Origin of the sequence: Staphylococcus sp. LCT-H4, assembly GCF_001866145.1 — a bacterium.
GTDB lineage: Bacteria > Bacillota > Bacilli > Staphylococcales > Staphylococcaceae > Staphylococcus > Staphylococcus succinus.
On record NZ_MODY01000001.1, the window covers coordinates 1,071,069 to 1,092,108 of the forward strand.

General features: G+C 34.9%; 14 protein-coding genes and 1 tRNA gene. 8 read left to right on the plus strand and 7 right to left on the minus strand.

What is annotated here, in order from left to right; all coding sequences use genetic code 11:
- Window positions 1-4 precede the first annotated feature (4 nt).
- Together BK821_RS04810 and brnQ are read right to left on the minus strand one after the other, a co-directional pair.
- Window positions 5-376, minus strand: a complete 372-nt coding sequence (locus tag BK821_RS04810) for an iron chaperone (protein ID WP_046836866.1) — start codon at window positions 374-376, stop codon at window positions 5-7.
- Window positions 377-594: 218 nt separating this feature from the next.
- Complete coding sequence (gene brnQ / locus BK821_RS04815; protein ID WP_071331335.1) at window positions 595-1,899, minus strand: branched-chain amino acid transport system II carrier protein; 1,305 nt, start codon at window positions 1,897-1,899, stop codon at window positions 595-597.
- Between the two features lie 301 nt (window positions 1,900-2,200).
- Between brnQ and BK821_RS04820 the strand changes: the two genes are divergently transcribed.
- Window positions 2,201-3,529, plus strand: a complete 1,329-nt coding sequence (locus BK821_RS04820) for a sodium-dependent transporter (RefSeq protein WP_046836864.1) — start codon at window positions 2,201-2,203, stop codon at window positions 3,527-3,529.
- Between the two features lie 438 nt (window positions 3,530-3,967).
- Here the strand turns inward: BK821_RS04820 and ilvD are convergent, their stop codons facing one another.
- Window positions 3,968-5,668: a dihydroxy-acid dehydratase gene (ilvD, locus tag BK821_RS04825; RefSeq protein ID WP_046836863.1), complete on the minus strand. Its 1,701-nt coding sequence runs from the start codon at window positions 5,666-5,668 to the stop codon at window positions 3,968-3,970.
- Window positions 5,669-6,196: 528 nt separating this feature from the next.
- Between ilvD and BK821_RS04830 the strand changes: the two genes are divergently transcribed.
- Complete coding sequence (locus BK821_RS04830) at window positions 6,197-7,165, plus strand: LysM peptidoglycan-binding domain-containing protein (RefSeq protein WP_046836862.1); 969 nt, start codon at window positions 6,197-6,199, stop codon at window positions 7,163-7,165.
- A 113-nt stretch (window positions 7,166-7,278) separates the two neighbouring features.
- Here the strand turns inward: BK821_RS04830 and BK821_RS04835 are convergent, their stop codons facing one another.
- On the minus strand, window positions 7,279-7,551 hold the full coding sequence (locus BK821_RS04835) for a hypothetical protein (RefSeq protein WP_046836861.1): 273 nt from the start codon (window positions 7,549-7,551) through the stop codon (window positions 7,279-7,281).
- A gap of 198 nt (window positions 7,552-7,749) precedes the next feature.
- Here BK821_RS04835 and BK821_RS04840 point away from each other — a divergent pair, with 198 nt between their 5' ends.
- Window positions 7,750-8,616, plus strand: coding sequence for a GNAT family N-acetyltransferase (locus BK821_RS04840; protein WP_046836860.1), 867 nt, complete (start codon window positions 7,750-7,752; stop codon window positions 8,614-8,616).
- 110 nt (window positions 8,617-8,726) lie between these two features.
- Window positions 8,727-9,971, plus strand: a complete 1,245-nt coding sequence (locus BK821_RS04845) for an ammonium transporter (RefSeq protein WP_046836859.1) — start codon at window positions 8,727-8,729, stop codon at window positions 9,969-9,971.
- A 164-nt stretch (window positions 9,972-10,135) separates the two neighbouring features.
- Here BK821_RS04845 and BK821_RS04850 read toward each other — a convergent pair whose 3' ends face one another.
- The 3 genes from BK821_RS04850 to gltC all read right to left on the minus strand — a co-directional run bounded on the left by BK821_RS04850 (window position 10,136) and on the right by gltC (window position 13,016).
- Window positions 10,136-10,921 (minus strand): YibE/F family protein, encoded by a 786-nt coding sequence (locus BK821_RS04850; protein WP_046836858.1) that lies wholly within the window; start codon window positions 10,919-10,921, stop codon window positions 10,136-10,138.
- Window positions 10,918-12,030 (minus strand): YibE/F family protein, encoded by a 1,113-nt coding sequence (locus BK821_RS04855; protein WP_071331336.1) that lies wholly within the window; start codon window positions 12,028-12,030, stop codon window positions 10,918-10,920. Before BK821_RS04855 ends, BK821_RS04850 begins: the two co-directional genes overlap by 4 nt.
- Before the next feature lie 98 nt (window positions 12,031-12,128).
- On the minus strand, window positions 12,129-13,016 hold the full coding sequence (gene gltC, locus BK821_RS04860) for a glutamate biosynthesis transcriptional regulator GltC (protein WP_046836856.1): 888 nt from the start codon (window positions 13,014-13,016) through the stop codon (window positions 12,129-12,131).
- Between the two features lie 140 nt (window positions 13,017-13,156).
- Between gltC and gltB the strand changes: the two genes are divergently transcribed.
- From gltB to treP, 4 genes are all read left to right on the plus strand, one after another.
- Window positions 13,157-17,656, plus strand: a complete 4,500-nt coding sequence (gltB, locus tag BK821_RS04865; protein WP_071331337.1) for a glutamate synthase large subunit — start codon at window positions 13,157-13,159, stop codon at window positions 17,654-17,656.
- Between the two features lie 20 nt (window positions 17,657-17,676).
- Window positions 17,677-19,140 carry a glutamate synthase subunit beta gene (locus BK821_RS04870; protein WP_046836854.1) on the plus strand — a complete coding sequence of 488 codons (1,464 nt, stop codon included), beginning with the start codon at window positions 17,677-17,679 and terminating at the stop codon, window positions 19,138-19,140.
- A 60-nt stretch (window positions 19,141-19,200) separates the two neighbouring features.
- Window positions 19,201-19,293: transfer RNA gene (locus BK821_RS04875), tRNA-Ser, on the plus strand.
- 260 nt (window positions 19,294-19,553) lie between these two features.
- The gene (gene treP / locus BK821_RS04880; RefSeq protein ID WP_071331338.1) at window positions 19,554-20,981 is read left to right on the plus strand and encodes a PTS system trehalose-specific EIIBC component; all 1,428 of its coding nucleotides are present in this window, start codon (window positions 19,554-19,556) and stop codon (window positions 20,979-20,981) included.
- Window positions 20,982-21,040 lie beyond the last annotated feature (59 nt).

Below are 21,040 nucleotides of genomic sequence, written 5' to 3' on the forward strand. Positions count from 1 at the left end.
ATAATTAAGATCTCCAAAAAGTAGTACAGTTTACCTTGTCTTCAATATTGTAATGAATCATGTCTTTAAGAAGATTGAAGTCGATTTCTTGTGTCCACTTTATACGAAATAAATTATTGGTTTGTGAATAACCCGCTACATTGATACGCTCATTAAATGCATTCAAACATTTAGCTTCAGGGGCAATTGAAAAATGTTGCTTGGATTTACTGAATGCGATGATAAAAGTGCCGTGGTGTGTAAACATGGGTTGATTCCATTTAATAGTTGTTTCAAGTTCAGGAAATGTTTCTACAACCCATTTTAAGACGTCTGTCATAATTTCTTTATGTTTATCATTCTCAAAAGATTGTAAAAAGTCGTTAAATTGGCTCATTTATCATTTCTCCTACAATAAAATTTTGAAATTGCAATGTGCTCAGGTCAGGTTTGATACATAATAATACTTCAATATTAAATAATATTGATTATGTTCATCATAGCAAATTTATATAATATAAAACATGTTAATAGGTATTTGTTTAATAATATTAATAATAGGAAGTAGACGAAAAAGTCCAACCAAGCATTTAAGCTTCGTTGGACTTTTTTATTTTATAGTGTAGTTTTATTATGATTTTTAATGGAAAAATCTATGACTAAACCGAGTAGTAGTAATACAATGAATGGCAGAAGCCAAGCAAGTTGTATATTAGCTAATGGCAAAGCTTGGTACAGATGTACTAAAAGCGTAAATAAGTTGAAATCATTAAATATCTGTAATATTGAAATTATTAAAGTTACTATCGTTGGTATGATAAATGCGTATTTCAGTTCAAAGGGAATAAAGATACTAATCAACGAAATAATGACCAAAACAATAGAAGTTGGATAAATAAACGTTAATAATGGTTCGGCGATTTGTAATATTAGGTCTAGACCTAATATTGAAACTAAGAAGCCGAGCAAAGAAAAGATAAGAACGAACATCTTATAAGATATCTTCGGCAATTTTTTCATAGCAAAAGCCGCGCACGCATTTACAAGACCTACACATGTTGTTAAACACGCAAGTATAACGATTACGCCAAATATTAAGTTACCAACTGGTCCGAATACGCGTAAGGCATTATAAGTCAAAATACCTGTACCATCTTGTAGCCCTGCATGACTTGTTGTGGCGCCTACATATGCTAAAGCAAAATAAATGATAAGTAATAAGATAGCGGAAATAAATCCAGACTTGATAACATTTTTCACAAGTGTCTTATGATCATTTACACCACTGAGCTTAAACATTTGTACTATTACTACTGAGAATGCTAAAGCAGCGACTAAATCCATTGTGAAATAGCCTTGCAATATACCAGAGACAATAGGTGTCTTGGCGTATTCTCCATTGGCATGACCAATAGATCCATCAGGATTAATAATTACAAGAATACATAAAACGGCTATGATAATAATTAAAATGGGTGTTAAATATTTTCCTAAGTTATCTATAATACGGCTTGGATATAAAGCGATAAAATAAACAATAATGAAAAAGATAATAGAGAAAATAAGTAATGTTAAATGATTGTGTACTGGTAAAATATGATTTGTCCCGATTTCGTAAGCAACATTAGCAGCTCGAGGGATACCATATAATGCACCGATAGATAAATATATACAAATAGCAAATATTGTTCCAAAAATAGGATGAACTTTGTTCCCAATACTTTCGACGCCGCCGTTCATATAGGCTACGACAACGACTGTAATATATGGCAATAAGATGCCAGTTATAGCGAATCCAGTCATAGAAATCCACATATTTTCTTGAGCTGTATAACCTAACATTGGTGGGAATATTAAGTTACCTGCTCCAAAGAAAAATGAGAAGAGCATGAGACCAGATATTAATACGAGTCTATTCATTTCATATACCTCAATTTCAAGGAGATTTACTTGCACAAAACACAAGCAACTTTAACATAGAATACAACCTAATTCAATAAAATTTCTGACAATTTATAATATTGAAAGTATTGTGTTTTGTGAATTGACACAGAATATACAATTTAACTTAACAGTACCTATTTTGAAGGAAATTTTATTGCTGTAGAACATATCTTGAAATTACTATTGAGTGCAAGTGCGAAAAATGGTATAGTATATGCTATCTCACACAAACGCTTTAACGCAATAAAGTTTTGCAAAATATAAAGGATGTAACGTTATGAATAAACAATCACAATGGAAGTCGTCGACCGGCTTTATTTTAGCAAGTGCAGGCTCTGCAATAGGACTAGGCGCTATGTGGAAATTTCCATATATGGCAGGTATATATGGTGGTGGCGCATTTTTATTAATGTTTTTAGTATTTACGATATTTGTTGGTTTGCCTTTGCTTATGATGGAATTTACTGTAGGTAAAATGGGGAAGACTTATACAACAAAAATATATGAAAAATTAACAAAGAAAAAATGGCTCAATATTATTGGCTGGAATGGTAATTTAGCAGTATTTGTACTATTTGGTTTTTACAGTGTTATTGGTGGATGGATTATCATATATATATTTAATGTAGCGTTACAAATAGTAACGTTTAGTGATAATAAACTAGGAAATATACAATTTGAAGCAATTATTGGCAATCCATTTTTAACAATAATAGGGCAAGGTGTTTTTATATTATTAACGATGATTATTGTGATGATGGGTGTAGAAAAAGGGTTAGAAAAAGCCTCTAAATTTATGATGCCATTGCTATTCATCTTTTTAATTGTCATAGTTATTAAATCACTCACACTTGATGGTTCTATGGAAGGGCTAAAATATATATTACAACCTCGTTTAGAAGATATTTCCATGCAAGGTATATTATTTGCATTAGGACAATCCTTTTTCACATTATCATTAGGTACTACGGGTATGATTACTTATGCAAGTTATGCCTCTAAGGAAATGACAATTAAGACCTCAGCCGTTTCTATAGTAGCTATGAATATATTAGTTTCTATTTTAGCAGGCTTAGCGATATTTCCAGCAATCACTGCTTTCGGCTATAAACCGACAGAAGGTCCAGGGTTGTTATTTAAAGTATTGCCAAAAGTATTTGATCAAATGGCCTTTGGTTCAGGGTTTTATTTAATCTTTTTAATATTATTCTTGTTTGCAGCACTGACATCTTCAATTTCACTATTAGAGTTAAATGTGTCGAATTTCACTAAGAATGATAATGCTAAACGAAAACCTGTTGCATTTTGTGCTAGCGTTCTAGTATTTATTATTAGTATACCAGCGACATTATCGTTCGGTAGTTTGAGCGGTATACAATTTGGAGCTGGTACAATTTTTGATAATATGGACTTTTTAGTTTCTAATATATTAATGCCTTTGGGTGCTTTAGGCACAACGTTGGTAGTAGGACAGTTATTAAACAAAAAAGATTTGAAAGCGCATTTTGGTAAAGATAAATTTAAGTTATTTATGCCATGGTATTATTTAATCAAGTTTGTTTTGCCAATAGTTATAGTTCTGATTTTTGTCGTTCAGTTCATATAGTAAAAACTTCTCGTGCATTTTGTACGAGAAGTTTTTATTTTTGTGTGTAAATATATTTTTTTGTATGTTAGCGCAAACATTTGTGTTTAGTGGAATTAAAACAAGCTCTCAATATTATAATATTGAGAGCTTGTATAAGCCTTAAGCATTATTTACCTGTGAATAAACCGATGATTTTTTTGATGATGTCGATGATAAATGACATAGTTTTTCACCTCGCTTTGTTTTGTTAATTACATAATAATATAATTGTGCGTCATTTTGTTTTGCAATTCCTAAATAGTAATGGAATATGCTTATATGAATTTAAATAAATTTTAAAAACAATTGCGCATCCCTAAGTGTCTTTAAATACACAGATAAAAGCACAATCATAAGCTTTATACTAAGCGTTTTTATGATTGTGCTTTTAAATCGTTTAATTATTATAAATTTAATTTAATCAGTGATAGCACCTTTAGAAGCTGATGAAACAAGTTTTGCATATTTCGCAAGGGTTCCTTTGGTCGCTTTTAAAGGAGGGCATTGCCATTGTGCACGACGACGTTCTAACTCTTTCTCAGAAACATCGAAACTAATTTCTAGATTGTCGGCATCGATAGTGATTTTATCATCTTCTTCCAATAAAGCCATAGGGCCACCAACTTGTGACTCAGGTGCTGCATGACCAATTACGAGACCATGAGAACCACCTGAAAAACGGCCATCGGTAAGTAAGGCCACGGATTCCCCAAGTCCTTTACCAACTAAAATTGAAGAGGCTGAAAGCATCTCTGGCATTCCAGGTGCCCCTTTAGGACCGGCATATCGTATGACTACAACATCACCAGGTTTGATTTGATTATTAAGAATCGCTTTTGTTGCTGCAGATTCAGAGTCAAAGACACGTGCTGGTCCATTGATATAAGTCACACTAAGCCCTGAAATTTTAGCAACTGCACCCTCGGGAGCAAGGTTACCTTTTAAAATTACGAGTGGTCCTGTTTCATGTTTGGGTTGCTCAAAATTAATTATTTCTTTATTATCTGTAAGGTCTGCTTGATGTTCTAGATTTTCAGCAACAGTTTTACCTGTTACAGTAAGACAGTCACCATGAAGCAATCCTTTGTCATGTAAAAGTTTCATTACAGCTGGTATGCCGCCTACTTCATCAAGGTGTGCCATCACATATTTACCGCTTGGTCGCAAATCTGCGATATGTGGGACACGCTTACGAATTTTTTCAAAGTCATCTAATGTAAGGTCAACTTCTATAGTGTGTGCAATGGCAAGTAAATGTAAAATGGCATTTGTAGAACCACCTAAAGCCATAACCACTGTAATTGCATTTTCAAAAGCATTTTTAGTCATAATATCTTTTGGATAAATACCTTGTTCTAATAATTTATATACTGCTTTACCTGCGGCACGACTATCTTTAGCTTTATTAGCTGATACAGCAGGATGAGAGGCGCTGCCAGGTAGACTCATACCCATTGCTTCAATTGCTGAAGACATCGTATTGGCAGTGAACATGCCTCCACATGCGCCAGCACCTGGACAAGCAGCACATTCTACTTTGTGCAATGCTTCATCATCAATTTCTCCATTGTTATACTGTCCAACCCCTTCAAACGCGGATACGGCATCGAGGTCCTTTCCATCTAAATTACCAGGCAATATTGTGCCCCCATAAACAAATACAGCTGGTAAATTCAGGCGTGCGATACCAATCATGCAACCAGGCATATTTTTATCGCAACCTCCGATAGCTACGACTGCATCGAGGTTTTCTGCGCTTACAACGGTTTCTATAGAGTCGGCAATAATTTCACGACTCGGTAGAGAAAAGCGCATTCCATCAGTTCCCATTGAAATACCATCCGAAACAGTTATTGTGTTAAAAATTAATGGTGAGGCGCCTGCTTCGCTAACACCTTGTTTAGAGGCGCGTGCCAAACCATCGATATGCATATTACATGGTGTAACTTCACTCCAGGTACTAGCAATTCCAATCATTGGTTTCTTGAAATCTTCATCTTCAAAACCAAGGGCACGTAAATAAGCGCGATTTGGTGTACGGCTCACACCTTCACTAATAACTTTGCTTCGGATACGCAAGTCTTGATGATTTTCGTTATTTTCTATTTCTTTAGTCAAATGATTACCTCCAGTAATACGAATTAATTATTGTTAGAATACTCTGATAATTTAAAAACTACAAATATTATGGAAATGTGTAAAAATGATGTGTGATATTAGTCGTCTGTGTTGGGATACGTTTCTATAGCTATTGATATCCATTACAAATTCAATTTCAGACGTAAAATACCAAAATAATTTCAATACCATATCGGTACCCACAGTATAGACATATCGTTCACATGTCAATGCTAAATATTGATTATACTACGCTATACCTAACGATAATTAAAATAAAAAACGTAATATGATGCTATATGATGTACATTTTAACGCATAGGTCAAAGGGGATTGAACTGGAAATAATATATAATGTGCAGTATATAAAGAGAAAGAGAAATATATTGTCTTATGTGTTATAGAATTGCTTGCTATTGTAATAATAATGTCATATAAATAATATACTAAATTGTGGCTTTAAGATGTATAATGGGGTAGTGATCATGTGTACATAGCGTACAATAAAATTTTGGGAGGTTTACATAATTGCGTAAAAAAATAATTGCAACTGTAATAGGGACGAGTGCGTTGGCAGCTGCTACTTCAACGAATGCAGAAGCTGCTTCAACATACAAAGTTAAAAGTGGTGACTCACTTTGGTCAATAGCGAATAAATTTAATGTTTCAGTAGCTAAATTAAAATCATTAAATAATTTGACATCTAATGTTATTTTTCCAAATCAGTCATTGAAGGTATCTGGGACAACAAGTTCTAATACAGCTTCTAATACGTCATCAACTTCAACATACACAGTAAAATCAGGTGATACTTTATCTGGTATTGCGGCTAAATATGGTACAAGCTATGAAAAGATTATGAGCTTAAATGGTTTGTCTAGTTATAATATATATCCTGGACAAAAGTTAAAAGTGTCAGGTTCGACTTCAACAAGTGGTTCAAGTAACACAAGTAGTGGTAGTACAACTACTTATACAGTAAAATCAGGTGATTCTTTATCGGCAATTGCAGCTAAATATGGAACGACATACCAAAAAATTATGAGTTTGAATAATTTAACAAGCTTCAATATATATCCTGGACAAAAGTTAAAAGTATCAGGTTCGACTTCAACGAGTGGTTCAGGTACTTCAGGTTCGTCAGGATATTATACACCGAAATTTAATCATTCTAATTTGTATGATTGGGGACAATGTACGTGGCATGTATTTAACAAACGTGCACAAATTGGTAAAGGAATCAGTACCTATTGGTGGAACGCTAATAACTGGGATACTGCATCAGCAGCAGACGGTTATACTGTAGATCATAGAGCGACAGTTGGATCTATATTGCAATCAGACGCAGGGTATTATGGCCACGTAGCTTTCGTAGAATCAGTTAACTCAAATGGTAGTATTACAGTTTCTGAGATGAACTATAGTGCTTCTCCAGGTATTGCTACGACGAGAACAATACCAGCATCACAAGTAAGTTCATATAAATATATTCATTAATTCATTTTATAGATAAAAAACACGTATAGAATACATTGAAGAACCAATGTATTCTATACGTGTTTTATTATATATCAGAAGCCTTGATAGTGTTTACTAAATCATTTGAACATCTATTTAGATTGGCTGCGCAAAGATTTCACTCGTTTAGCAGTTGTATATAACGTACTTGCTAATGTAAATGTTGAGAAAACTTTAGTAAATTTACGTGGTGATTTCAAGGCAGTATAAAAATCAAGTATAGCTCCCACGCTTGATATAGTCATGCTTGCATACATTAATTTCTTATTTTTAGATTGATAAGCATACCAGTTAAATCCTTCTACTGCTATACCTACAAAGTTGATAGTGTTAGAAACACGATTGAGTTTTGATTTTTTAGCCATTACTTTAGAACCTCCATGTTAAGTGTATCGTACAATATTATAACATTTATTTAGGGAGAAGTAGTTAAATCTATGCTTGTATTGCACGTAAAGGTGAGATTGAATAATAAAATATGATACCATAAAGCTATGAATTTAAAACAATAGTACGCTCAATTCGTGAGATAAAATTACTGATACGTGTGAGGTGAATCAAGCATGATTAAATGCGTTTGTTTAGTAGTGCAAGAGGAAGAGAGAATATTGCTTGTACAAGCGAGACATCGGCAAAAGTATTACTTTCCAGGTGGCAAAATAGACGAGGGTGAAACACATAAACAAGCTTTACATAGAGAGCTACAAGAAGAACTGCAAATTCATATACCAGAAACAAGCTTACATTATATTACAACTGTGGTTGGCGATGCTTACCCTCAAAAAAATACAAAGACTGAACTTAATTGTTTTTATACAACAGAAAAAATAGATTGGTCCAATATAAAACCTGCTCAAGAGATTACGGATTTAAAATGGATCTATAAAACAGATCGTGAAATAATAGCACCAGCCGTTCTAACATGGTTAGATAACGATTTTAACTGTAAGTTAGAAGATAGACTTGAATTCGAACCCTATGGTGCATCACTTTTTGATGATGTACTAGGAATTAATATTGCAGAGTCAGACCTTCAATTTACTAAAACACCTCAAGAAAATATCAAACTTGCAAAAGAGGATTTAGATCGACATCCGACTTTAATATACAACCAGCAACAGCAATGTATTGGATTCTTTACTTTACACGAAGGCCAAGGCGTAGAAGCGTATACTGCTAATCCGAATGCGATATTTTTCAGATCATTTAGTATAGGCGTTGATTATCGTGGCCAAGGATACGGAAAGCAAGTTATTCAACAATTACCACATTATGTGAAACAATATTTTCCAAGTATTAATGAGATTTATCTCACAGTTAATGATGATAATGAAAAGGCGCAACAGTTGTATAAACATTGTCAGTATGAATATGTAGGAGAAAGTTTATTAGAAGATCGACCCGTGTATATTATGCGTTATAGAATATAAATCAATCGTAAAACGCGTCATGAAAGTTAACACATAGTGTTATTTTACATGACGCGTTTTTGCTATTTTAATTGAGGCATCGTATGATTTTTTTCAAAGGGGTGAGAGAATTGAATATGAATGATACGCTATTTCTATTTTTATGTACGCTACTCGTTTGGTTGATGACGCCTGGATTAAGCTTATTCTATGGTGGACTCGTACAATCGAAAAATGTTTTAAATACTGTTATGCAGAGTATGTCTGCAATCGTAGTGGTGACATTTGCTTGGGTGATTTTGGGTTTTAGTCTTAGCTTTGGGTCTGGAAATACATTTTTAGGTGATTTTACATATTTAGGCCTGCAACATGTTGGTTTCGGTACTCAAGCGGATATTTCTCCAAATATTCCTTTAGCTTTATTTATGCTATTTCAATTAATGTTTTGTACAATTGCAGTTTCTATTTTGTCGGGTTCAATTGCTGAAAAAATGAAGTTTATACCATATTTGGTATTTGTGTTTTTTTGGGTGATTCTTGTATATAGTCCAGTAGCTCATTGGGTTTGGGGCGGCGGTTGGATTGATCAGATAGGCGCAATTGATTACGCTGGAGGTACAGTCGTACATATTACTTCAGGTGTGTCTGGCTTAGTGCTAGCAATTATGATTGGAGCTGGAAAGAATTTTGATAAACGTCCACCGCATAATCTAATCATTACGCTTATTGGCGCTATACTAGTCTGGGTAGGTTGGTATGGTTTTAACGTTGGTAGTGCTTTGACATTTGATGGTATTGCAATGACGTCATTTGTAAATACAGTCTTAGCAGCAAGTGCTGGCGCATTAGGTTGGTCAGTGATGGAGCATCTAATGAAAAAGACAACGAGTTTGATTGGGATGTTATCAGGCGTGCTGGCTGGATTAGTTGCAATTACTCCGGCAGCTGGTTTCGTTGGCTATATGAGTGCAATAATTATTGCGCTTATAGGTGGTATTTGTTGTTATTTTGCAATCAATTATATCAAAGTGAAGTTGAAATATAATGATGCATTAGATGCGTTTGGTATACATGGTATTGGAGGCGTTGTAGGTGCAATTTTAACAGGTATTTTCCAATCCCATAAAGTGAATGAAGGGGTTACCAATGGTTTGATCTTTGGAGGCGGCATACAAACAATCACTGTACAAATCATTGCTGTGGTCGTCACAATCATTTTTAGCGGTGTGTTGACTTATATTATTGCAAGGGTCATTGGATTATTTAGTGCACTAGGTACAGATAAAAAAGAAGAAGAACATGGTTTGGATTATGTGGTCCACGGCGAGCGTGCATATTTTAGCGGAGAATTAAATAAATTTAATAGACGTCCGTGACGATAGTTATCTAAACAAAGCCGTTTAATAACAAAAGTTAGTATTTATAGGGACAATGCTTTGTTTAAAACTTTCTATTAAACATTAATAATAGTGAAGTGAACTACTTTTAAATTAAAAAACCACCAACGCTATTGTGAAATGATAGTGTTGGTGGTCGTTTATTAATCTACTGTATGTTCTGATTTTTTATCGATGGGCTTTTCATTTTTAATTAATAATGAAGATAACCAAGCTGTTATTGGAATACTGATGGCAACAGCGATACCACCTAATAAGATAGAAATGAATTCTTGCACAAAAATCTTAGAATTAATGATGTGACCAAAAGAATAATTTAACTTAAAGAACCAGAAAAACAAAGTTAATTGGCCTCCGAAATATGCGAGATAAATCGTATTTGCCGATGTTGCTAAAATTTCTCTGCCTACTCTCATACCTGAATGAAATAATTCTTTTTGGCTTAAATTAGGATTGGCTTCATTTAATTCATACATTGGAGAACTTATTGTGATTGCTAAATCGATAACCACTGCTATTACTGCTAAAACTACAGTGAAGACCATAAATTTCACCATATCTATACCAATATTCATGGAAAAGATATAGGTCTCATCTTGTTGCTCGGTAGTGAAACCTTGTAAATGCCCGATGGCAACAGAAAGATAGATGGCAGCAATCAAAATAATCGTAGTTAATAGAGTAGCGTAAAACGCTGCTTTAGTCTTAGTATTATAACTATTTAATACAAATAAGTTACACGATGCAATGACGATACAAAAAATGATTGTCACAACGTAAATAGGCGCACCGAATATAATAATAACAATGGCGATGAGTAAGATGACGAAATTCAAAAATAACGTCAAATAAGAAATTAAGCCTTTTTTACCGCCAAAAGCAATCATTAAAATGAAGAGTAGGATAGCTAAAATTGTTATTGCACTCATTGTCTGACACCTCGCAATTTAAACCATAATTGCATTAATAAAATTGTGATGGGGATAGTTAAGACGATACCTATACCGCCTGTGATTGCCCGGGAAATTTCTAATGACCAATTCATGGAAATGGTGTATGTAATGGTATTTTCATTTTTTAAATATAGAAGTATCATCGGTAAACTTCCAGATAGATATGAGAAGAGTAAGATATTGGTCATTGTTCCCATGATATCTTGGCCGATATTACGCCCAGCTAATGCCCATCTGGCCATGCTAATCTTAGGTGTACGACGTAATATTTCATTCATACCACTGGCAATCGTAATAGCAACGTCCATAACAGCACCAAGTGAACCGATCATCACTGAAGAGAGGAACACTTCTTTAGGTGGTAATGTTAAGAAAGTCATTGTTTCAAATTTTAAGCCTTGGCCACCTGTCAGTTGAATAACTAGTTGCGTAAGCCCGATACAAAGAAAAGTTCCGAGTAAGGTACTGATAATCGTGATGAGTGTACGCCATTGCCAACCGGTGACTAATAATAGCGTTAATGTCGTAGAAATAACAATACCTACGCTCATTAAAGCAAACAAACTAACTGTGGGTGATTGATTATGGATATAAATGGCTAATATAACTATTAGAGTATTAATAATTAAAGATAAAATGGATTGTAAGCCGATTTTTCTACCAACGAGCAATACAGTTAATAAAAATAAGCCGGTCACAGCGACCACAAGACTGTCGCGTTTTTTCTCGGTAATATAAGCATCATTTGGATGTTTATCTATATGTAAGAGTACTTTGTTATTTTTTGAAAAAGCTTCGCTATCTGCTTGAGATTCTACATAATCATGTTGAATCGTTGCCGTTTTTCCTTCAAATTTACCGTTTAAAATTTTGATTTTAAAAGTTTCTTTATGCTTAATATCTTTATTATGATGTTCATCTGTAATTTGGGAAGTTGATTTATTTTCAATATGTGTAATTTGCCCGATTGGCGTTTGATAAAACTTTTCATTTACAAATGTGAAAATAAATAAACCTACAAAGATGATACAAAATAATAAGATGACCCAATTAAATGGGCGGTTGAATGCTGATTTCACTGCCATTGTCTTAATTCAGTCCTCTCTCTTTATAGACAATGTGATTATACGCCCCTAATATAACGAATTCAAAGATTTATATGTTTATTGGTTTTAATAATAAATTAATGATAAGTTGCACTTCGACTAAGTAATTGATCGATAGTTGCATTCATTAGCTGTATATCATGTTTTTTATTATCTTTACGAGTGACACTGCAAATAGTACGTTTGAGTTCTGTATGTTCTAGTGAAATATCTACCCATTTTCCAGGGTTTTTATCTAATAAATGATAAGAAGCGGTGATAATATAGGCGCGTTGATGATTTAATAAATATTGAGCTAATTGAGGATGGGTGACTGTACGAATTGGCGATTCAATCACTTTACCTAATATCTGTTTCATGCTCTGAGGTAAAGCATAAAGTTCATAAATCAATGTATTTGAAAATTGTGCTAATGGCGGATTGGTAGCCATTGTGATAGGGTCATCTTTTGGTGCGTAAATATGATAATTTTCTTCAAATAATGGATTTACTTTTAATGTGTGATTTTGTTTAATTTCATGTGATAATTCTGTAAAGGCAATATCGATTTGATCAGTAAGTAATGCGTTTAAAATTTCGCTTTCCTCCATTAGAATAGGTTCGACTATAGAATCACTTTCGTTTTCAAATGATTGAATGAGTAAGGTGAGAACTTGAGAGATATAGCTTTCAACATAGCCAATATGAATTACAAAATGATTAGACTCTGATTGGTTGTGGAATAAACGAATTGTTTCATCTAATTGTTCGATGATTTTAGTAGCTTCTGAAAATAATTGTTTTCCTTCCTCGGTAAGATAAATATTTCTTCCTTCGCGTTTGAATAAAGTAACTTGTAATTCTTTTTCCAATTGTGTGATTTGGCGACTGATTGCAGATTGTGCAATATCCAATTCAAGCGCTGCTTCAGATAAATGTTCTCTCTTGGCAACTTCTATAAAATACTTTAATTGTTTAATTTCCAATGATTCATCCTCCTAACATTGCAACCGTTCTAATAATTAGAATGATATCATCTATTTTATATATTGAACAGATTAATTAACTGCTATATAGTTTACTTACTTATTTAATATTCAGAATTTTCTTAAAAGAGGTGAACATCATGCTCGAATATAATAAAAAATTGGGCTTATATGATAGTCGTGAAGAACATGATGCATGTGGTATTGGATTTTATGCCAATATGGATAATCAAAGAAATCATGATATAGTTGAAAAATCATTAGAAATGTTACGTAGATTAGATCACCGTGGTGGTATTGGCGCAGACGGTATTACCGGTGATGGTGCAGGTATTATGACTGAAGTACCTTATGCTTATTTTGCTGAACAAACTGATTGGGATTTACCAGAAGAAGGGCAATATGCAGTTGGAATGTTTTTTACAAATGAGAAAATTGCAGGTTCTCAACATGAAGGTCAATTTAATGCGCATTTTGAAGTTGAAGGATTAACTGTTATTGGTTATAGAGATGTGCCAGTAGACGTCAATGCAATTGCTGCACATGTTGCTGAAACAATGCCTCATATTCAACAAGTATTCGTTGCATTAAACGATGTTTCACATATAGAACGCAAGTTATTTTTAGCGCGTAAACAAATAGAAAACTACGCAAATCAACAACATTTAGATTTATATTTTACAAGTTTATCTAATAGAACGATTGTTTATAAAGGATGGTTACGTTCTGATCAAATCAAAGCATTGTATAAAGATTTGAATCATGAAACATATGTATCTAAATTAGGACTTGTACATTCTCGTTTTAGTACAAATACGTTCCCGAGTTGGAAACGTGCGCATCCCAATAGGCTGTTAATGCACAATGGTGAAATCAATACCATTAAAGGTAATGTGAATTGGATGAGAGCACGTCAAGCAGAACTTATTGAAACTATTTTTGGTGATGATAAAGATAAAGTAAAAGAGGTTGTCGATGAAGACGGAAGTGATTCTGCAATTGTTGATAATGCTTTGGAATTTTTATCTTTAGCGATGGAACCAGAAAGAGCAGCTATGTTAATGATTCCTGAACCATGGTTATATAATAAAGCGAATGATGCGAATGTCCGTGCATTTTATGAATTCTATAGTTATCTTATGGAACCTTGGGATGGTCCAACAATGATTTCGTTCTGTAATGGAGACAAAATAGGGGCATTAACTGACAGAAATGGTTTAAGACCAGGACGTTATACGATTACTAATGATAATTATATAGTTTTTTCATCTGAGGTCGGCGTCATTGATGTGCCAGAGGAAAATGTGGCCTATAAAGGACAATTGAATCCTGGTAAATTATTATTGGTTGATTTTAAAGAAAATAAAGTCATTGAAAATAATGAATTGAAAGCACGTATTGCAGATGAACTTCCATATGAAAGTTGGTTAAAACAATTTACAGTTGATTTGGACTTAGATCATGTTACTTATCAACCGTCGCAATGGGATAAATCTACACTTGAGCGTTTACAAAAACAATTTGTCTATACTAGAGAAGAAATGGACAAATATATGACAGAGTTGGTAGAAAGTAAGAAAGACCCAATTGGTGCCATGGGTTATGATGTGCCAGTAGCAGCCTTGAATGAAAAAGATGAAACACTATTCAATTACTTCAAACAATTATTTGCGCAAGTAACTAATCCGCCTATCGACGCGTATCGTGAGAAGATTGTTACGAGTGAATTGACTTATCTTGGTAGCGAAGGTAATTTATTAAATCCAAACGAAGATGTATTGAATAGAATTCAATTGAAACGTCCTGTCATCACTGAAGGGCAACTAGATGCTATTGAAAATAGTAGATTTAGTGTGAAGCATCTTTCAACATTATATAAAGATGATTTAGAAGTTGCATTAGAAGCATTGGGTGATCAAGCGATTCGTGCTGTGAAAGAAGGAAATGAAATATTGGTGCTAAATGATCGTATGTTAGCTACTGAAGAGGGCTATGCAATGCCTATTTTACTTGCAGTGAGTCATATTCATCAGTTGTTAATTAGAGAAGATTTACGTATGCGTACGAGTATTGTCGCTTTATCAGGTGAAACGAGAGAAGTGCATCATGTGGCGTGTTTACTAGGATATGGCGCGAATGCCGTAGTACCTTATTTAGCACAACGTACGGTTGAACAATTAGTGTTAGAAGGGCGTATAGATGGGGATGTTTATGAAAATGTTCAAACCTATACAGATACATTATCAGAGGGCGTCATTAAAGTCATGGCTAAAATGGGTATCTCTACTGTGCAAAGTTATCAAGGGGCACAAATATTTGAAGCAATTGGTCTTTCGGATGAAGTTGTAGAAAAATATTTCACAGGTACACAGTCAAAATTGTCAGGTATATCTATAGATATGATTGATAAAGAGAATAAAGGAAGACAAACACCTAAAAGTGAATATTTAGAATCAGGTAGTACATTCCAATGGCGTCAACAAGGTCAACATCATACCTTTAACCCAACATCGATTCATTTGTTACAGCATGCTTGTCGTGCGAATGACTATGCAAAATTCAAGCAATTTTCAACAGAAGTAAATCATAAACGTACGGATCACATTCGACACCTCATGGAGTTTAAGAAACGTGAAGCGATTGATATCAGTGAAGTTGAACCAGCGAGTGCAATTGTTCAACGATTTAATACAGGTGCAATGAGTTACGGTTCTATTTCTGAAGAAGCGCATCAGACACTTGCAGAAGCTATGAATAGAATGGGTGGCAAGAGTAATAGCGGTGAAGGTGGTGAAAACCCTGAACGTTTTACTATCGACGAAGAAGGGCGTAATCATTCAAGTGCGATTAAACAGGTAGCATCAGGACGTTTTGGTGTAACAAGTGATTACTTGCAACATGCAAAAGAAATTCAAATTAAAGTTGCACAAGGCGCTAAACCGGGTGAAGGTGGACAACTACCGGGCACGAAAGTGTATCCATGGATTGCAGAAGTAAGGGGCTCTACGCCAGGTATTGGATTGATTTCGCCGCCGCCACATCATGATATTTATTCTATTGAAGATTTAGCTCAATTAATCCATGATTTAAAAAATGCTAACAAAGATGCAAACATTACGGTGAAGCTTGTTTCTAAAACAGGTGTCGGTACGATTGCAGCTGGAGTCGCTAAAGCATATGCAGATAAGATTGTTATCAGTGGTTATGATGGCGGAACAGGTGCTTCACCGAAAACAAGTATTCAACATGCAGGAGTACCTTGGGAAATTGGTTTGGCTGAAACGCATCAAACATTAATGTTAAACGATTTGAGATCAAGAGTTAAAGTTGAAACTGATGGTAAATTACTTACAGGTAAAGACGTTGCCTATGCTTGTGCTTTAGGAGCTGAAGAATTTGGGTTTGCGACTGCTCCATTAGTTGTTTTAGGTTGTATCATGATGCGTGTTTGTCATAAAGATACTTGCCCAGTAGGTATTGCGACACAAAACCAAGACCTACGTGCATTATATAGAGGTAGAGCAGATCATGTTGTTAACTTTATGCACTTTGTTGCAGAAGAACTTAGAGAAATATTAGCTGAATTAGGATTGAAATCTGTTGATGAATTAATAGGTAGAACGGACTTATTGCAACGTACAACAAACTTGGCTTCGCGTCGTCCGAAAGCCGCTTCAATGGATGTCGAAGCATTATTATATCAACATGAAGGTGACCGCTTCAAAAAAATTGAACAAAATCATCATTTAGATATTGGTTTTGACCTTACAGAATTTTATCCTGAAGCGCAATCTGCTATTGAACAAGGTAAGTCATTCAAAGGTGAATACCGTTTAAATAATGAACAACGGGATGTAGGCGTAATTACAGGTAGTGCCATTACGCGTGTACACGGTCGAGATGGTTTACCTGAAGATACAATTTATGCTAAGACGATTGGTCATGCTGGACAAAGTTTGGCAGCATATACACCAAGTGGATTAACAATTCATCATACAGGAGATGCAAATGACTACGTTGGTAAAGGTTTGTCTGGTGGTAAAGTTATTGTAAATGCGCCAAATGAACAACGTGAGCGTGAAATTATTGCTGGTAATGTTTGTTTCTATGGAGCTTCACATGGTAAAGCATTTATTAATGGTAAAGCAGGTGAACGTTTCTGTATCCGTAATAGTGGTGTCCACGCAGTAGTTGAAGGCATTGGAGATCATGGGCTTGAATATATGACTGGAGGTCGTATCGTTGTACTAGGCGATGTAGGTAAAAACTTTGGCCAAGGTATGAGTGGTGGCGTAAGTTATATCTTCCCTTCAGACATTGCACAATTTAAAGAAGAAAATAGTCTTGATACATTGGATTTTGATGCGATTACAGTTGATGAAGAACGTGCTGTACTCAAAGAAATGTTAGAAGAACATGTGAAATATACAGACAGCACAAAAGCTAAAGCGATATTAGCAGATTTTGAAAATGTGGCTAATAAAGTCGTAAAAGTTATACCAAAAGATTACAAACTTATGATGCAAAAAATAGATTTACAAAAACGTGAGTCAAGCGAATTAGATGAAGCATTATTAAATGCCTTTAATGATAAGCGTACGCACATAGAACCAGAACAACAACTGACTGCTGTATATTAAACATAGAGGGGGGATTTGTCATGGGCGAATTCAAAGGATTTATGAATTATGACAAACAACAACTACATGAATTATCATTAGTTGAACGCTTAAATAACCATGAGGCGTTCCAACAAAGATTTACTAATGACGAAGCAGCGCAACAAGGCGCGCGTTGTATGGATTGTGGCACACCATTTTGCCAAACAGGTGAACCATTTGGTAGAGAAACAATAGGTTGTCCTATAGGGAATTATATTCCAGAATGGAACGAGCTCGTATATAGACAAGATTTTAAAACGGCATATGAACGTTTGAGCGAAACAAACAACTTCCCTGAATTTACGGGGCGCGTTTGTCCAGCGCCTTGTGAACAATCATGTGTAATGAAAATCAATCGAGAATCTGTTGCTATCAAAGGGATTGAGAGAACAATTATAGATGAAGCTTATGAAAATGGCTGGGTTCAACCTACGATTCCTAGTGAGCGTAAAGCTGAATCAGTAGCCATCGTAGGAAGCGGTCCAGCTGGTTTAACTGCTGCAGAGGAATTGAATAAATTGGGGTATAATGTGACGGTATATGAACGTGCGCATGAACCAGGTGGGCTATTAATGTATGGTATTCCTAATATGAAACTAGATAATGATGTCGTACGTCGTCGAATCAGTATAATGGAACAATCCGGTATAGTATTTGTAACGGATACAGAAATTGGTGTCGATATAAGCCATGAAGAACTAGATGAAAAACACGATGCGATTATCTTATGTACAGGTTCACAAAATGCGAGAGATTTACCATTAGAAGGACGTATGGGGTTTGGTATTCATTTTGCGATGGATTATCTAACGGAACAAGGGCAACTTTTAAATGGTGAAATCAGTGAGCCAACAATTTCAGCAGAAGGTAAAAATGTTATTGTTATTGGTGCTGGTGATACAGGTGCTGACTGTGTAGCGACGGCACTTCGAGAAAATTGTAAATCTATTGTTCAATTTAATAAATATACAAAACAGCCAGAAGAAATTGAATTTGATGAGAATACGTATTGGCCGCTTGCTATGCCAGTATTTAAAATGGATTATGCACATAAAGAATATAAATCACGTTTCGGTTTTGAGCCACGTGCTTATGGCGTACAAACGATGCGTTACGATGTAGATCATATCGGTAATGTTAAGGGTGTTTATACGCAAATTCTTGAAGAGACAGATGAAGGCATGGTTGTGGTTGATGGTACTGAGCGTCATTGGCCAGCTGATTTAGTGCTATTATCTATCGGTTTTATTGGTACTGAAACGACAGTTCCGCATGCTTTTAATATTCAAACTGAACGTAATAAAATTGTAGCGGACAATAAAGATTTTAGAACCAACCAGCCACACATTTTTGCAGCGGGTGACGCTAGAAGAGGGCAAAGTCTTGTTGTATGGGCGATTCAGGAAGGTAGAGCAGTTGCAGATTCTGTAGATCAATACTTGAAAGAAAAAACACTTGTTTAACATAATAAAAATTATTGACTTTTATAGCGAGCTATAATATTATAAATATTGTGTTCGTTTGGAGGAATACCCAAGTCCGGCTGAAGGGATCGGTCTTGAAAACCGACAGGGGCTTAACGGCCCGCGGGGGTTCGAATCCCTCTTCCTCCGCCATTATTTTTAAATACCAAGACTAATATAAATAGAGTAGGCAAGTATTCAATCGTGTATTGATTACTTGCCTTTTTTATTTTCTTTTTTTATAGTTCGCTCTCTTTAAAAAAGAAAAATACCGAAGTTCTCGAAAAATTGGATTGCTAAAGCCTAGGTAGATAATATTAAGATTCTCTTTCTTTAATGTAAGCCTTTACAAAACTTGTATAGACAAGTTATAATTTTAATAACATTAAAAGAACAAAAGGGAGTGGGTCGTCATGGCTGTAAAAAAGAAAGATGTACAAGATATCGTCGAAGCTATTGGGGGCAAGGATAACTTAGAAACTGCAACACACTGTGTGACGAGGTTGAGGTTGGTTTTAAAAGAGGATGATAAGGTAGATAAAGAAAGACTGGCTGACAACGATTTAGTGAAAGGTCAATTTAAAGCAGATAATCAGTATCAAATTGTGATTGGTCCTGGAACGGTAGATGAAGTCTATAAGCAGTTTATAGATGAGACGGGAATGAATGAAGCATCTAAAGATGATGCTAAAGCTGTAGCTGCTAAAAAGGGGAACCCTATTCAGAGACTCATTAAATTATTGGGAGATATCTTCATACCTATATTACCTGCAATCGTTACAGCAGGTTTGTTAATGGGTATCAATAATTTACTAACTATGGAAGGTCTTTTTGGTCCGAAACCATTAGTAGAGCAATTTCCACAGTTGGGTGATATTTCTAATATTATCAATGTAATTGCGAGTACTGCCTTTATATTCTTGCCAGCATTAATTGGTTGGAGTAGTATGCGAGTGTTCGGTGGGAGTCAAATATTGGGTTTAGTACTTGGTTTAATTCTGATGAACCCTCAATTAGTATCGCAATATGATATAGCTAAAGGGAATATTCCGACATGGAATATTTTAGGCTTGGAAATTAAGCAGCTTAATTATCAAGGACAAGTATTACCTATATTATTAGCTTCATATGTACTAGCTCAAATTGAAAAAGGTTTAAACAAATTCGTACATGATTCAATTAAGATGTTGGTCGTAGGACCAGTAGCATTACTTATTACAGGATTTTTAGCATTTATTATCATAGGGCCAATAGCCTTAGGGCTTGGTACAGGTATTACGAATGGAGTAACATTTGTATTTGAACATGCTGGATGGTTAGGCGGCGCGATTTATGGTTTACTCTATGCACCGCTCGTCATAACAGGATTACATCACATGTTCTTAGCGGTAGACTTCCAACTCATGGGCAGTCAATTAGGTGGAACCTATTTATGGCCAATACTTGCGATTTCTAACATTTGTCAAGGGTCTGCAGCTTTTGGTGCATGGTTTGTTTATAAAAAACGTAAAATGAGAAAAGAACAAGGTTTAGCAATGACTTCAGGTATTTCAGGGTTTTTAGGGGTCACAGAACCAGCGATGTTTGGTGTTAATTTACCATTGAAGTACCCGTTTATAGCCGCTATCTCGACATCATGTATCTTAGGTGCAATTATTGGTGCGAGTCGTGTACTTGGCAATGTCGGTGTTGGTGGTGTCCCAGCAATTATTTCGATTCAAAAAGAATATTGGGTAGTGTATAGCATTTGTATTTTAATTGGTATCATTGTGCCATTTCTTCTTACAATATTCTTATCACGATTTAGTAAAGAAGAAACAAAAACACTTGTGAAAGAATAAATAATATAGATAACTACAATTAAACTCGCTAAAATTAATTAGTGAGTTTCTTTATAGAA